The following is a 15,812-nucleotide window of genomic DNA, read 5'->3' as shown; positions in this document are numbered from 1 at the left end:
ATTTGTTATATTTTGTTCTAATTACTGTTTTCTCAAAATTCAGAGATCCGTAGAAGTGTTAGGAATCAGTACCACTCTTGCCCGACAGGCAATTTTGTCATCCTTCTTTATCTCAAAACGAAAGTCATTATCTTCAACCTTCATCCCCACAATTTCCACAAAATCGCCATACAGCATTTCGTGTACATAGTTTATTTCAAATCGCTTCACCTGATATTTCCGGTAACAACTCAATGAAAAGCAATCGCTTATCCATTGAATATACCGTATGCTATTAACGTGTCCGTTTATATCAATATCACTGTATTTCACCTTGAAACCATCGTATTCATCACCATCAACAGCTCCTAATTTAATGGGTTTATCAATCAATCCTTCTTCGCCGTTTGCAAAGTCATGAATACCCTCAAGCGTTTGCAAATCCTTGGCGCGGCGCGTTTTCATATCAAAAAACACCCATACCGAACATGCATTACCAATAATTTCACCCTTAGCATCCCGAATACAAAAATTACGAGTCGTGTTGGCCCGCCCAACTTCTTCCACCCATGTTTCCACTTCAATATTCTCGTATTGTTCCGGAAACCGGTTCATCTCAATGGCCATACGCGTAAGCACCCACGAGCAGTCCATTTCGTTCAGGCGACGCAGTCCAAAACCATTGTCATCAGCATTAAACTGAGCCGTTGTAAGCAAAATATCTCCCAACGAAGACATTGTTGCACGAAATTGAAAATCGACAAACTGCGGTTGAATCTGAAATGAATATGTTTTTTTTAACGACATTGAAACGATGTTTTCAATTATTCTCTCCGTACTTTTCCTGTATTGCGTTCAGCATATCGCTCAGGCGCTCTACCTTCGATCGGGTAATAGCCACACGTCCTGAACGAATAAACTGCAATACACCTATCGACCCGCTCAACTCCTCAAACATTTGCTGGGTTTCGTTATAATGACCGGCCTTTTGCAAAACTACAAAATCATTATTCATTTCCAGAATACGGATATGATATTTTCTGACAAGATCTTCTATTGAGCCTTTTTCGAGCAGTTTTTCAGTAGCAACTTTGTATAAAGCTATCTCCTGGAAAACCAAATCTTCATCCGTATTATAATATGCTTTTAATATATCAATTCGTTTATCAATCTGCTTCACCACTTTCGACACTATATCTTCCGTAGCAAAAAGCGTTATTGTAAACTTATGAATACCTTTAATAGCCGATGGAGACACAGAAAGCGTTTCGATATTAATGGAACGTCGGGTAAAAATAATGGTTATCTGCCCCAACAAACCCACTGTGTTTTCCGAAAAGATGGTAATCGTGTATAATTTAGTTTCCATTATTTTAATCTCCCAATAAAATGTTAGTAACGCAAGCACCGGCCGGAACCATAGGGAATACCATGCCTTTTTTCTCTACATTTACAACCAATAGATATGGTTTATCATCTTTCAGCATGTCAGCAATAGCAGCATCAAGTTCTTCACGTTTATGAACTTCGGTTCCATCAATCCGATATGCTTTGGCAATAGCAATAAAGTCGGGGTTTACCATTTCGGTAAATGAATAACGTTCTTCGAAGAACATTTCCTGCCATTGACGCACCATCCCAAGGAAATGATTGTTCAAAATAATCATTTTCACTCCGATTTGCTCCTGCATGATTGTTCCCAGCTCCTGAATAGTCATTTGGAAGCCGCCATCACCACTGAACATACACACCGTACGATCAGGAGCGCCCATTTTAGCACCCATAGCAGCCGGAATACCAAATCCCATGGTACCTAAACCACCGGAGGTAACTAAACTTCGAGTCTGCGAATAGTTTGAATATCGTGCAGCAAGCATTTGATTTTGTCCCACATCCGTTACGATAACCGCATTATTCTTGGTAGCTTCCGATACCTTATGAATAACCTCACCCATCGTAATTTCACCCGATTCAGGATAAACTTCGCGTTGTATTACTTTTTCAAATTCAAGTTTTTCGTATTCTTCAAACGAAGCAATCCATTCAGTATGTTTCGCTTCTTTAATTTTAGCTGTCAATGCCGGCAATGTTTCTTTAGCCGTTCCCAATACCGGAGCATCAGGAATTACGTTCTTGCCAATTTCAGCCGCATCAATATCTAAATGTACAATTTTCGCCTGTTTGGCATACGTTTTCAAATCACCGGTTACACGGTCATCAAAACGCATCCCGATAGCTATCAACACATCGCACTCATTGGTCTTCATGTTTGGAGCCACGTTTCCGTGCATTCCCAAGAAACCCTTATTCAAAGGGAAATCACTTGACATAGCCGAAGCACCAAGCAGTGTCCAGGCTGCCGGGATATTTCCTTTTTCTAAAAATACTTTCAATTCCTCTTCTGCATTTGCCAATACAACTCCCTGACCTACCAACGCAAAAGGTTTTTTGGCTCCATTAATCAATGCAGCAGCAGCCTCAATCTGCGAAGGTTGTAATTCGGGAATTGGCAAATAACTCCGAATAAAAGTGCAGGGTTTATACTCAAATTCCACTTCCTGAGTTTGGGCACTTTTAGCTAAGTCAAGAACAACCGGACCCGGACGGCCGGTACGCGCTATGTAAAAAGCACGGGCAACAGCCCAGGCTATATCTTCGGGGCGACGAATCTGATAAGCCCATTTAGTAATAGGCTGTGTGATACCAACCACATCGATTTCCTGAAAAGCATCGGTACCTAAGAGTGGTGTAGCAACCTGACCGGTGATAACCACCATGGGTGTACTGTCCAACATGGCATCGCCTATGCCGGTAATGGTATTGGTTGCAGCAGGTCCCGAAGTAACCAGACAAACCCCTACTTTGCCCGAAACACGCGCGTAACCCTGAGCAGCATGTGTTGCTCCTTGTTCGTGACGTGTAAGAATATGATTTATATGTTTATCGTAATCGTAAAGCGCATCAAAAACGGGCATAATAGCACCGCCCGGATAACCAAATATGGTATCTACGCCTTCTTTTACGAGAGCCTGCATAAAAGCGTGAGCTCCTGTTATTTTAGTTTTTGTTTCCATAATATAATAACCCCTAAATCCCCTAAAGGGGACTTAAAGAGTGAAATAATAAAGTTATTCACAAATCATAAAATTCTCAAAACGCAAACCCTCCAAAAAGTCCCCTTTAGGGGATTTAGGGGTTTTTAATCTATCATCCTCACAGCACCTTTATCGGCAGAGCTTACCAAGCTGGCGTATGCACGAAGGGCTTTTGAAACGACACGATTTCTATCTTTAGGCTTGAATGCATCTTTGCCACGGGCTAATTCAGCTTCGCGACGTTTTTGCAATTCTTGCTCGCTTACTTTCACATTAATTGAACGGGTTGGAATATCTATTTCGATAATATCACCATTCTGAATCAATCCTATATTTCCTCCGGATGCTGCCTCCGGCGAAACATGTCCGATAGACAAGCCGGATGTTCCACCGGAAAAACGACCATCGGTAATCAAAGCACACTCTTTTCCAAGATGTTTTGATTTGATATAAGACGTTGGGTATAACATTTCCTGCATGCCCGGTCCTCCTTTTGGACCTTCGTGTGTAATTACCACCACATCGCCCGAAACCACATCGCCTTTCAAAATTCCCACACACGCAGCATCCTGCGAAGTGAAAACTTTAGCTGGTCCGCTAAACTTCCAGATACTTTCGTCGACACCGGCGGTTTTAATAACGCATCCATCCTGCGCAATGTTCCCCTTCAGTATACCCAATCCACCATCTTTGGTGTAAGCGTGTTCAATGTCACGGATACAACCGTTGACTCGATCGCCGTCCAGTTCGGGATATTGTGTATGCTGAGAGCCCATTACCAGATTGAATTTGTGAGCAGGTGCGCTCTTATATTTTTCAATCGCTACGGCAGAAACCTTAGGACTGGTAATATCAAATTGTTCAATGGCTTCAGCCAAAGTCAAACCATCTACCCGGCGAACCGAAGTATCAAGTAAACCACCTTTGCTTAATTCTGCCAGAATTCCCAAAATTCCACCGGCTCGATTTACGTCCTGAATATGATATTTTTGAGAATTTGGAGCCACTTTACATAAGCAGGGAGTTTGGCGAGAAAGGAAATCCATATCGTCCATGGTCAGCTCAACTTCAGCCTCATGTGCTACAGCCAAAATATGAAGAACTGTATTGGTAGATCCGCCCATGGCAATATCAAGCCTCATGGCATTCAGAAAAGCCTGACGGGTAGCGATGGAACGTGGCAAAACGCTGTCATCGCCATCAAAGTAGTATTTATTAGCATTCTCAACGATCTTTTTAGCTGCATCGATGAATAGTTGCGTGCGGTTTGCGTGAGTGGCTACGATTGTTCCATTTCCGGGCAAAGCCAGTCCGATTGCCTCGTTCAGGCAGTTCATGGAGTTAGCCGTAAACATTCCTGAACAAGATCCGCAAGTTGGACAAGCGGCATTCTCTATGCGTTTCACCTGATCATCGGATACGCTTTCGTCAGCCGATTGTACCATGGCGTCAATCAAATCGAGATGTTTTCCATCAAGTTCTCCTGCCTCCATTGGTCCTCCCGAAACAAAAATAGTCGGGATGTTTAGTCGCATTGCTGCCATCAACATTCCCGGAGTAATTTTATCGCAATTACTGATACAAACCATGGCATCAGCTTTATGAGCATTCACCATGTATTCCACACTGTCAGCAATAATATCGCGCGATGGCAATGAATATAGCATTCCATCGTGTCCCATGGCTATTCCATCATCGATGGCTATCGTATTAAATTCAGCTGCAAAGCAACCAAGTTTTTCTATTTCAGCTTTTACTTTCTGACCTATTTCATGCAAATGAACATGTCCGGGAACAAACTGTGTAAATGAATTTACAATAGCAATAATAGGTTTTCCCATTTGTTTGTCAGTCATACCATTTGCACGCCAAAGGGAGCGGGCTCCGGCCATTCTCCGACCACCTGTGCTTGTAGCACTACGTAATTCTTGTTTCATATAGCCTCGTAATTCCTAAGGGGAATTTTAATTAGTTAGTAACTCATCATTTCCAAATCCCATAAGGGCTTTGGGCAATCCCTCAAAATAAAAAACCTTTCTCCGTTATGGTGAGAAAGGTTTTTTGTATTTAACATACATTTATACACGTAACCATCTCACCTCTGATTGTTGACCAAAAGAAGCACGACGAGTACAAGAATTGTATAAAGGCGTTGAGAAGTCATAATTTTGTTTGTTTTTCGGCTGCAAAGATAAGGCAAGAAATTGAAACCTCAAATAGTTTGGAAGAAATAATTGTTATTTTTGTATAGATTGTAAGGAATCGGGCTTATTTTATTCGAAAAAATCATTATTCTATATAAAATGAGCAATTTGGGTGCGAATGTGTTATATGAAAAATATATCTGCCACAAAGATAAGCAGTCTAAGATGGAAAATGATGGCAAATTTATATTATTTTTGTAAGCTATTTTGACAATATCATGGAAAAAAAAGACTATCAATATATTAACCACATAAACTCACCTATTGATTTAAAAGCAATTAGCAGAAATGAACTTCCGGCGGTTTGCGATGATCTTCGACAATTTATTATCGATGAAGTATCAAAGAACCCGGGACATTTAGGTTCCAATCTAGGTGTGGTTGAACTTACGGTGGCAATCCACTACGTTTTCGATACGCCTCACGACCGCATTATATGGGATGTTGGCCATCAGGCTTACGGACATAAAATTCTGACCGGACGACGCGATCAATTTTATACAAACAGGCAATTTAAAGGTTTATGTGGTTTTCCCACTCCCAAAGAAAGCGAATACGATTCTTTTGGTGTAGGGCATTCATCCACCTCTATATCGGCAGCATTGGGTATGTCTGTAGCGTCGCTGCTTAAAGAAGAGAAAAACCGGAATGTGGTGGCTGTAATCGGTGATGGAGCCATGACAGGCGGTTTGGCTTTCGAAGGATTAAACAATGCATCGGTAAACAAAAACAACCTGCTGATTATTCTGAACGACAACCAGATGGCAATTGACCCTGTCCAGGGCGGATTTACGCAATACCTGGTAGACATTACCACCTCGCGCACCTATAATAAGATAAGATTCAGAGCGGCTAATCTGCTGAAAAAGATGAATATCATTACCGATAACAACATTCAACGGATAACGAAATTCAACAACAGCGTAAAAGCAACCTTATCCAACCAGAATAATATCTTCGAAGGAATGAATATCCGCTACTTTGGACCGGTGGATGGTCATGACGTAGACGGATTGGTCCGAATAATGTCCGAGATTAAAAATTTCAAAGGCCCCAAAGTGCTGCACGTCATCACGAAAAAAGGGAAAGGATATGAACCGGCTGAAAAGTCGGCAACTGTATGGCATGCTCCCGGTAAATTTAATGTAGAAACCGGCGAACGAAACACTTGTGTGCCAAACAACCCTACTCCCCCACTCTTTCAGGATGTTTTTGGAAAAACTTTGCTAAAGCTGGCTTTGAGCAACGAAAAAATAATGGGAATAACTCCCGCCATGCCCTCAGGCTGTTCGATGACTTTCATGCAACAGGAATTACCCGATAGAGTTTTTGATGTAGGAATAGCCGAAGGTCATGCCGTAACTTTTTCGGCCGGAATGGCTAAAGAAGGCTTATTGCCGTTTTGCAATATCTACTCTTCGTTTATGCAACGTGCTTACGATAACGTGATTCACGATGTGGCGTTGCAAAATCTGAACGTGGTGTTCTGTCTGGACAGAGCCGGAATAGTTGGTTCCGATGGAGCCACCCATCATGGATTATTTGACCTGGCCTACATGCGTTGCATTCCGAATATGACTATAGCTGCACCCCGCAACGAAATTGAACTCAGAAACCTGATGTACACAGCTCAGCAACCCGACATGGGACCGTTTGTAATTCGCTATCCGCGTGGCAAAGGAACTATTGTTGACTGGCGACAACCCATGAGAGCGCTGGAAATTGCCAAAGGAGAATGCCTCAAAGAAGGTGAAGACCTGGCAATACTGACCATAGGCACCATGGCTACCAATGCCCAAAAGGCTATTGAACAAATGGAAAATGAATGGGAGATATCCGTGGCACACTACGATATACGCTTCCTTAAACCGATAGATGAAGCAATGCTTCACGAAATTGGCAAAAAATTCAAGCAAATAGTAACGATAGAGGATGGCGTTATTCAGGGAGGATTTGGTAGTGCCGTGCTGGAATTCATGTCGGAACATAATTACACACCGCGGCTTAAGCGACTTGGTATACCGGACAGCTTTGTTGAACACGGAACACCTGAGGAACTATACAACATGCTGGGTCTTGATGCTGAAGGAATAGCCAAAAGTATAACAGACTGGATAGGTTGTTCGAAAAACCTGAAGCACGAAAAACTGAAAGTATAAAAAAACGAACAAGAAGAGACAGATTAGCTATAGAACAGATTCTATAGCTAATCTGTTTTAAAGCCGAACAATCAGCCGCCGGATGGAGTTATTTAATTGCATTTATTTCAGTATAAAAACAGGAAATGTCGCTAACAAAAAATACAAACACGATGGATTTAAAAATAAACTCTTATCAATTCGGTGAACGCCCCGACGTTACGAAACCGGATCCGGATTTTTACAAAGCACTTGGCGAAAAAGGGATACGCAATATGGTCAGTAAACATTACGACCTGCTGCGCGCGAGTGACATCAAAAAATTATTCCCAAAAGACGATGCCGAACTTGAAATAGCCAAACAAAACTCTGCCGATTTTATGATTCAGATTTGCGGAGGACCTGATTATTTCAACCAACGCAGAGGAAGGCCTATGATGATGGACAGGCACTCTCAGTTTTCCATTGCTCCCGAAGGAAGAGTGGTTTGGCTAAATTGTTATAAAAAAGTGCTGCTCGAACTTGATATTCCTGAAAATTTAGTACTTTCGTTCTGGAATTATATCAACGTCTTTTCCAATTGGATGGTCAACACACCCGGCGGAACATTTAAAATTAAAGGAAAAATATAGCTCCGAAAATAATCAACATCACTTATTCTTTCGATGAAAAAAGCTTTAATCATTCTCCTATCTATCCTCACTATTAACGGGTTTTCGCAAACAACCATTTCTACGAAAGAACCAATACGACTGTTGGACAACCAACACAAAAAAACCAAACTGACTAAACTTCTGAACGAAGCTAAGTGGAATAAACTTTTCCCGAACCGATACGGATGCAACTCCATCGACCCGCTAAAAGTAACCGGCGATTTTTATTCATTCAAAGCACTGGTAGAGGCGGCAAAACATTTTCCCGATTTCCTGAACAGTGATAGCGAGACTCAAAAGCGTGAACTGTCAGCTTTTTTGGCCAATATTGCTCAGGAAACTAGCGGAGGCTGGGCAGAGGCTCCGGGCGGCTATTTCAAATGGGGACTTCGCTATGTTGAAGAAAACCAACAGGGGATAATCAATCCCTATGCCGATTCGTCGAAGAAAAACTATCCTCCGGTGGCAGGTAAATACTATTACGGGCGCGGGCCTAAACAATTGAGCTGGAATTATAACTACGGACAATTCAGTGAAGCATGGTTTGGATCTAAAGATACCTTGCTACAGCATCCCGAACTGCTGGCGGAAGATGGCGAATTAGCATTTGCATCGGCTCTCTGGTTTTGGATGACGCCCCAATTTCCGAAACCATCGTGTCACGATATAATGACCGGAAAATGGAAACCTACTGCCAATGACCTGCAAAAGGGACGCGTACCCGGATTTGGTGCAACGCTGAACGTGATAAACGGCGGCGTGGAATGCGGAAATGGCAATGAACTGGAAAAAACTTCGTACCGTTACGAATATTATAGGTATTTTTGCAACTACTTTCATGTTTCGCCGGGCGAAAACATTACCTGCACCGACCAGAAACCTTTTGGGCAATAACAATTTCAATCTTTCACAGGAAACTAAAGCGAATAGTAATTTCTCTTGATATGTTTTTGCCACATAGATCACACTAGTTTTTTAAATAGAAAATATAAGACCAAGAACACATAGTATCATCCCGAATATCGGGATAATTACAGACTGAGCAAAAGTATCGTCAAGATACTTTTACTATCTGACCTAAGTCTTTTTCTCTCATTATTTCTATGTGTGCTACTGCGATAAAAAATATCATTAAGTATTCCCAATATAAAACAAAAGAGCGGAAATAACTATCAAATCAATTGGCGGGATTAAACACAAATACAAACTATTAAAACGTAGAAATCATGGCAAAATCTCAGGACGCAAAGAAAACAGTAAAAAAAAGAGCCTCTCAAAACTCCGAAAGAAAAAAAAGGAAGAAAAGAGAGCCAAGAAATTGAAAAAAGGCTGATCGCTATATTGACAAAAAACACAACATTCACTAAAATGGGTTGATATGAAAGTATTATTTATTGGAGGAACGGGCAATATCAGTTCGGCATGTTCTGAACGGGCAATCAGTCGGGGTATTGATTTATATCATTTAAACCGGGGATTCAGCGCAAGTACGCACGCTATAAAAGGAGCCAAAACAATTATTGCCGATATCAGAAACCCGGGTGAGGTGGAGCAAGCCATTGTCGGCCATCACTTTGACGCGGTAGTTGATTTTATTGCTTTTCTGCCGAAACATATCCAGCAGGACATAGAGCTCTTCACAGGCAAAACAGATCAGTTTGTGTTTATCAGTTCGGCTTCGGCATACCAAACTCCACCCGAAAAGCTCCCCGTAACCGAGGAAACTCTGCTGAGCAACCCCGTATGGGAGTATTCCCGAAATAAAATTGCCTGTGAAAGTTTGCTTAAAGCAGAATTTCAGAAAAATGGATTTCCATATACCATTGTTCGCCCATCGCACACGTACAGTAAAACGCTCATCCCACTTGAAGGCGGATACACCGTGCTGCACAGAATGCTGAAAGGGCTGCCGGTGGTGGTTCATGGTGATGGGTCGTCTATCTGGACACTGACTCACCATGCCGATTTTGCGGTAGGTTTAGTCGGGTTGCTGGGCAATAATGCCGCCATCAACGAAGCATTTCATATCACATCCGACGAATGGCTATCGTGGGATAGTATTTTCGGCATTATGGCTGCCGAACTTGGGGTTACTCCTCATCTGGTGCATGTTCCATCCGAAGTAATTGCCCGTTACGACAAAAATATGGGCGATAGTTTGCTGGGTGATAAAACGCACAGTATGATTTTCGATAATACCAAAATCCGCAACTATGTTCCCGACTTCAACCCCCGCATCGGATTCCGACAAGGAGCAAAAGAAATAGTAGATTGGTATAAAGAAAATATGATAAACGAAGAACCGGACGAACACATCAACAATGTAATGAATAAAATCATCAATGATTTCCGGAAATTATAAGTTTCGATTGGTCGCTCTTTAGCATTCGCGACAAATAAAATAACACCCCCCCGAAAGCCCAGTACTTTCGGGGGTTTTGTTATTTATGCTAAAAAACATATTTATTTTCTTCCAAAAAAATTTGGATGTTAATGTTATATTCTATAAATTTGCATCGTAAATTTTGAAAAGAAATTACACTGATTCTAAATACAAAAAACAAACTTAACAAAGAACTAAAAATGAAAAATGAACTATTGCCAAAAAGATTCTCCGGATTAAACGGAGATGTTTATGCCGGATTTGGACCTCGCTTAGCAGCCAAAATTTTAGATATCATTATAATGTTGCCAATTGTGGGGCTTATGATGTACGTGAACGGTTTAAGTAAGTCGGCCTATTTTTATGCCGTTGTACCCAGCTTGCTCGTATATGTTATTTACGAAGTGGTGCTGGTGAAAATTTACGGAGGAACACCCGGTAAATTGATTATGGGAATAAAAATAATACAAAAAAACGGTGATGACATTGATTGGCGTGCTGCTTGCTACAGGTATTCCGTTGAATTCTTTCTGGCCATTCTGGGTGTTTACGTAATGATTCTGACACTAAACATGATTGACGACGCTACCTATACAAGTTTAGGGTTTCTCAAAAGAAATCAGTTACTTGGAAGTATTAATCCTATTCCCAATAAGGTAGAGTCATGGCTAAGCGGGCTATGGACACTCAGTGGACTTATTGTTTTGGTTTCCAATGCCAGAAAACGGTCAACACACGATTTTATAGCCGGAACAGTGGTTGTAAAAGCAGTGATGCTCGATAAAATCAGAGAGATAATAAGCCAGACAGATACCGAAGAAGTAGAATAATTATATCGAAACGAATGAGACAACAGATAGTGATAAAGTGATAGAAAGTCATTTTATCACTATTTTTTTCATAAGCATGTTTATAGTTTATTAGAGTCTTTTGCATTACAGCTTTTTTGTATCTTTGCAAAAACGCAACAGAGTTATAGGTAACCAATGAATGAGAAGAAAAAAGCAGTCGTAATAGGTGCAGGTGTGGGCGGAATAGCCACCGCCGTTTTTTGGCACAAAAAGGCTTTGCCGTAGAAGTATACGAGAAAAATGCCAACCCGGGTGGCCGGTGTGGTCAAATGCTGCAAGCCGGACACCGGTTCGATCTGGGAGCTACCATCTTGCTCATGCCATCGCTCTACCGCGAGATTTTTTCGGCACTGGGCATGGACATGGACAAAGAACTTGAAACTACTTCGTTGGAACCTGTATATAAATTATTCTTCAGCGATGGTTCCGACTTTGCTTTTACTCGTAAACCGGAGAGAATGAAATCGCAACTGGAAGCTATAGAACCCGGAAGCAATGCGCATTACGAACGATACATAAAAGAAGGCTATGGTTTCTTTCATCAATCAATGGACGGCTTACTGAACAGGAACTTTTATCACATGTTTCAGTTTATAAATATGAAGAGTGTATGGTTACTTATCAAACTGAAAACCTGGATAAAACACACTGATTACATCAAACGTTTCTTTAAAGACCGCCGTCTGCAAATGGCGTTTACTTTTCAGAATATCTACGTGGGGCAAAACCCCTACAAACAGCCGGCATTTTTCTCCATGCTACCCGCTGCCGAAATCACCGAAGGAGCTTTGTTTCCTCAAAGCGGAATGCACAAGGTCGTGACCAAATTACTTGAAAAAGCACTGCCGCTGGGAGTGAAGTTTCATTATAAGAAACCGGTAGCTAAAATCATTGTAAGCGGCAATAAAACGAATGGAATTCAACTGGAAAACGGCAAGATAATCAATGCTGATCTGGTGATAGCTAATGCCGATTTACCCTATGTATACTCGGAGCTTCTACCCGATAAAAAAGTAGCGGCACGGCTGAAAAAGAAAGAATATTCCTGCTCTGCCATTGTTTTTCATTGGGGAATGGATAAAATTTATCCGCAACTGGATCATCACAGCATTTTTCTGAACGACCCTTACAAACAAGGCATGGAGAAGATTTTTGATGAAAAATCATTATCAGACAATCCCAGCTTTTACATACATGCTCCGACACGAACCGATAAGTCGGCAGCTCCCGAAAATGAAGATACGCTCTCAATCATTGTACCCGCTCCGCAACTGGCTGGAAACCTGGAACAAGATTGGCAAAAACTAAAACAAACGGCGCGCGAAGGAGTAATCCGTCGACTAAAAGAAGCCGGAATGACCGACATAGAAGAACATATAAAGTTTGAAACGTGTTACCTTCCAAAGACATGGGAAAGCTATTGCAATGTTACCAATGGTTCGGTATTCGGGAGCTTAAGCCATATTATTTTTCAAATGGGATATTTCCGTCCGCACAACAACCACAAAAAATATAAGAACCTTTATTTCGTGGGAGGAAGCACGCATCCCGGCAATGGAGTTCCGCTGGTGCTCCTATCGGCCAAACTAACAAGCGAGAGAATACTGAAAAATGAAAAATCTACCCCTAACCCCTAAAGGGGAATTTATGTTAGGTATGTCTCTTATATCTTAACAAAAACCAGACGACGGTAGCTAAGTTCCCCTTTAGGGGTTAGGGGTTTATAATTTAATCTATGAAACTTTATACAGACATTTTCCAATCTATCAATTTCGAGAAAATAATCGATCATCCGAATATATTGATAGCCGCCCGCTTTTGGGATGAAGAAAGATATCAGGCCGCAAAGGTTTGCTATAAATTCATGCGTGCCATCGACGACCTGATTGATAATTACAAGACAGAACACAAAACGATTGCAAATGAAGATAAAGCCCAATTTGAACGGGAAGTAAACACTTGGATCAACACCATTGTGAGTGCATCGGAAAACTGCCTTACTCAAAACGAAATAATCCAAACTGTTCAGCGATTTCATATTCCCGCCTGGCCGCTCGAAGCCTTTGCCAAATCGATGATTTATGATGTTTACAACGATGGATTCCCAACATTGCAACATTATCTTGATTATGCCAGTGGCGCATCGGTAGCTCCGGCGTCTATCTTTGTGCATTTATGCGGATTAAAAAAAGAAAACAATGAATATATCGCACCAAAATTCGATGTAAAACAAGCAGCAACTCCCTGTGCTGTATTTAGCTATGTGGTACACATCATTCGGGATTTTGTAAAAGATCACACCCACAATCTCAATTATTTTCCCGACGATTTGATGGCTAAAAATGGCCTTAACAGAGAAAATCTGTTGGCTATGGCTCAGGGAGCTGAAATTACAAGCGGTTTTCGGGAAATGATTCGTGAACTTTACGCTGTGGCTGATAACTATCGCCAAAAAACGTACGAAGTAATGCAAAGCATTAAACCGCAACTGGAGCCGCGTAGCCAGCTGAGCCTTGAAATTATTTTTTCGCTTTACCTGATGGTTTTTGAGCGTATCGATATCGAAAACGGAACATTCACTACCGAAGAACTAAATCCGACTCCACAAGAAATTAAGGGACAGGTTTGGAAAGTGATTGAAAAATTTGAAATATCCAACCGACAGGCATTATCTTATTATTAACGACCACACAAAAGGCAATGGATAAGCTAACAAGAAGCACAGCGATACCCATTTTCCAATTCCTTCTTTCTTTGTATCTTTGCATTCCATTCTAAAATCGTAAATCAAAAATCGCTAATACAATTATGGCCGACGATAAAAAAGTTATTTTCTCTATGGTGGGAGTCAGCAAGGCATTTTCACCACAAAAAAAAGTATTGAACAACATTTATCTTTCATTTTTCTATGGTGCAAAAATCGGAATCATAGGTCTCAACGGTTCGGGTAAATCTACGCTGCTGAAAATCATTGCCGGAGTTGAAAAAACCTTCGATGGCGAAGTAGTTTTCTCTCCCGGATACTCGGTAGGTTACTTAGAACAAGAGCCTCACCTCGACCCGTCTAAAACTGTAAAAGAAATCGTTCAGGAAGGTGTTCAGGAAATAGTAGATATGCTTGCCGAGTACGAACGCATCAACGAACAATTTGCCGAGCCCGATGCCGATTTCGATAAACTGATTGCACGTCAGGGTGAATTGCAGGAATTGCTGGATCATGCTGATGCGTGGAATCTGGATAATAAATTGGAGCGTGCCATGGATGCACTTCGCTGCCCCGATGAAGATGCTCAGGTGTCCGTGCTTTCCGGAGGTGAACGTCGCCGTGTAGCGCTTTGTCGCTTGTTACTTCGTCAGCCCGACATATTATTGCTCGATGAGCCAACCAACCACCTGGATGCCGAATCGGTAGAATGGCTGGAACATTACCTTCAGCAATATGCCGGAACTGTTATTGCCATTACCCACGATCGATATTTCCTGGATAATGTTTCGGGCTGGATTCTGGAACTGGACCGTGGCGAAGGAATTCCGTGGAAAGGAAATTACACCTCGTGGTTGGAACAAAAAACCACCCGTATGGCCAGCGAAGAAAAGCAAGCCAGCAAACGCAGAAAAACGCTGGAACGCGAGTTGGACTGGGTACGCATGGCGCCTAAAGCCAGACATGCTAAGGGAAAAGCCCGTCTGGAAGCTTATGACAAATTAATAAACGAAGATCAAAAGGAAAAAGAAGAAAAGCTCGAGATTTTTATTCCAAACGGACCTCGTCTTGGAAACAAAGTAGTTGAAGCCATTGATGTTTCTAAAGCTTTTGGAGAAAAATTACTTTTCGAAAACCTCAATTTTATGCTTCCACCCAATGGCATTGTAGGAATTATCGGTCCGAACGGTGCGGGTAAAACCACACTTTTCCGTCTGATGATGGAACTCGAAAAGGCCGACAAGGGAACATTTGAAGTTGGAGAAACAGTAAAAATCGGTTATGTAGATCAGAGCCACGCAGATATCGACCCCGAAAAGACCGTTTATCAGGTTATTTCCGGAGGAACAGAATTTATACGTGTTGGAGGCAAAGAAATTAATGCACGTGCTTATCTTTCACGGTTCAACTTTGCCGGTGGCGATCAGGAAAAACTTTGCGGAATATTGTCCGGTGGTGAACGAAACCGACTTCATTTGGCTCTCACACTGAAATCAGAAGCTAACGTGCTGCTACTCGACGAGCCTACCAATGATATTGACGTAAACACTTTGCGTGCTTTGGAAGAAGGGCTGGAAGCCTTTGCCGGATGCGCCGTTGTTATATCGCACGACCGTTGGTTCCTCGATCGTATTTGTACTCACATCATCGCATTCGAAGGCAATTCACAGGTATTTGTGTTCGAAGGATCGTACTCAGAATACGAAGAAAACAAAAAGATGCGTCTGGGTGACGAAGGTCCGAAACGAATTCGCTACAAGAAACTGATTGTTTAATTACCAGCAGAACAAAAAAATTAAATGCAT

At 41.7% G+C, this 15,812-nt stretch carries 12 protein-coding genes; 8 read left to right on the top strand and 4 right to left on the bottom strand.

Annotated elements, in window-relative coordinates; genetic code table 11:
• Positions 1 to 39: 39 nt before the first annotated feature.
• The 4 genes from PALPR_RS00695 to ilvD all read right to left on the bottom strand — a co-directional run bounded on the left by PALPR_RS00695 (position 40) and on the right by ilvD (position 5,011).
• Positions 40 to 786, bottom strand: coding sequence for an acyl-[acyl-carrier-protein] thioesterase (locus tag PALPR_RS00695; RefSeq protein WP_013443670.1), 747 nt, complete (start codon positions 784 to 786; stop codon positions 40 to 42).
• A gap of 13 nt (positions 787 to 799) precedes the next feature.
• A complete protein-coding gene (ilvN, locus tag PALPR_RS00690) occupies positions 800 to 1,351 on the bottom strand; it encodes an acetolactate synthase small subunit (protein WP_148226493.1) in 552 nt (183 codons plus the stop codon).
• A 1-nt stretch (position 1,352) separates the two neighbouring features.
• A complete protein-coding gene (ilvB, locus tag PALPR_RS00685) occupies positions 1,353 to 3,053 on the bottom strand; it encodes a biosynthetic-type acetolactate synthase large subunit (protein ID WP_013443668.1) in 1,701 nt (566 codons plus the stop codon).
• Positions 3,054 to 3,178: 125 nt separating this feature from the next.
• Positions 3,179 to 5,011, bottom strand: a complete 1,833-nt coding sequence (gene ilvD / locus PALPR_RS00680; RefSeq protein WP_013443667.1) for a dihydroxy-acid dehydratase — start codon at positions 5,009 to 5,011, stop codon at positions 3,179 to 3,181.
• Between the two features lie 482 nt (positions 5,012 to 5,493).
• Between ilvD and dxs the strand changes: the two genes are divergently transcribed.
• The 8 genes from dxs to ettA all read left to right on the top strand — a co-directional run bounded on the left by dxs (position 5,494) and on the right by ettA (position 15,782).
• Positions 5,494 to 7,437: a 1-deoxy-D-xylulose-5-phosphate synthase gene (gene dxs / locus PALPR_RS00675; RefSeq protein WP_419185431.1), complete on the top strand. Its 1,944-nt coding sequence runs from the start codon at positions 5,494 to 5,496 to the stop codon at positions 7,435 to 7,437.
• 152 nt (positions 7,438 to 7,589) lie between these two features.
• Complete coding sequence (locus PALPR_RS00670; RefSeq protein ID WP_041620095.1) at positions 7,590 to 8,048, top strand: globin domain-containing protein; 459 nt, start codon at positions 7,590 to 7,592, stop codon at positions 8,046 to 8,048.
• Positions 8,049 to 8,081: 33 nt separating this feature from the next.
• Entirely contained in the window at positions 8,082 to 8,963 is an 882-nt protein-coding gene (locus PALPR_RS00665) for a chitinase (RefSeq protein WP_013443664.1), read from the top strand.
• 484 nt (positions 8,964 to 9,447) lie between these two features.
• Positions 9,448 to 10,431, top strand: a complete 984-nt coding sequence (locus PALPR_RS00660) for an NAD-dependent epimerase/dehydratase family protein (protein WP_013443663.1) — start codon at positions 9,448 to 9,450, stop codon at positions 10,429 to 10,431.
• Positions 10,432 to 10,652: 221 nt separating this feature from the next.
• A complete protein-coding gene (locus PALPR_RS00655; protein WP_013443662.1) occupies positions 10,653 to 11,282 on the top strand; it encodes an RDD family protein in 630 nt (209 codons plus the stop codon).
• Positions 11,283 to 11,503: 221 nt separating this feature from the next.
• Positions 11,504 to 12,940 carry a phytoene desaturase family protein gene (locus PALPR_RS00650; RefSeq protein WP_013443661.1) on the top strand — a complete coding sequence of 479 codons (1,437 nt, stop codon included), beginning with the start codon at positions 11,504 to 11,506 and terminating at the stop codon, positions 12,938 to 12,940.
• A gap of 98 nt (positions 12,941 to 13,038) precedes the next feature.
• Positions 13,039 to 13,986 (top strand): phytoene/squalene synthase family protein, encoded by a 948-nt coding sequence (locus tag PALPR_RS00645; protein WP_013443660.1) that lies wholly within the window; start codon positions 13,039 to 13,041, stop codon positions 13,984 to 13,986.
• A 125-nt stretch (positions 13,987 to 14,111) separates the two neighbouring features.
• Positions 14,112 to 15,782 (top strand): energy-dependent translational throttle protein EttA, encoded by a 1,671-nt coding sequence (ettA, locus tag PALPR_RS00640; protein ID WP_013443659.1) that lies wholly within the window; start codon positions 14,112 to 14,114, stop codon positions 15,780 to 15,782.
• The last annotated feature ends 30 nt before the right edge of the window (positions 15,783 to 15,812 follow it).

The sequence above is a fragment of the Paludibacter propionicigenes WB4 genome (assembly GCF_000183135.1).
Classification (GTDB): Bacteria; Bacteroidota; Bacteroidia; order Bacteroidales; family Paludibacteraceae; genus Paludibacter; species Paludibacter propionicigenes.
Note: the sequence above shows the minus strand (reverse complement) of the source record. Positions and strands in the feature narration are given on the sequence as shown.

Excerpts from the sequence above, each read along its gene's own strand:
- PALPR_RS00660 (WP_013443663.1), top strand. The coding sequence starts at position 9,448 with ATGAAAGTATTATTTATTGGAGGAACGGGCAATATCAGTTCGGCATGT.
- PALPR_RS00695 (WP_013443670.1), bottom strand. The coding sequence starts at position 786 with ATGTCGTTAAAAAAAACATATTCATTTCAGATTCAACCGCAGTTTGTC.
- ettA (WP_013443659.1), top strand. The coding sequence starts at position 14,112 with ATGGCCGACGATAAAAAAGTTATTTTCTCTATGGTGGGAGTCAGCAAG.
- PALPR_RS00655 (WP_013443662.1), top strand. The coding sequence starts at position 10,653 with ATGAAAAATGAACTATTGCCAAAAAGATTCTCCGGATTAAACGGAGAT.
- PALPR_RS00645 (WP_013443660.1), top strand. The coding sequence starts at position 13,039 with ATGAAACTTTATACAGACATTTTCCAATCTATCAATTTCGAGAAAATA.
- PALPR_RS00665 (WP_013443664.1), top strand. The coding sequence starts at position 8,082 with ATGAAAAAAGCTTTAATCATTCTCCTATCTATCCTCACTATTAACGGG.
- ilvD (WP_013443667.1), bottom strand. The coding sequence starts at position 5,011 with ATGAAACAAGAATTACGTAGTGCTACAAGCACAGGTGGTCGGAGAATG.
- ilvB (WP_013443668.1), bottom strand. The coding sequence starts at position 3,053 with ATGGAAACAAAAACTAAAATAACAGGAGCTCACGCTTTTATGCAGGCT.
- PALPR_RS00670 (WP_041620095.1), top strand. The coding sequence starts at position 7,590 with ATGGATTTAAAAATAAACTCTTATCAATTCGGTGAACGCCCCGACGTT.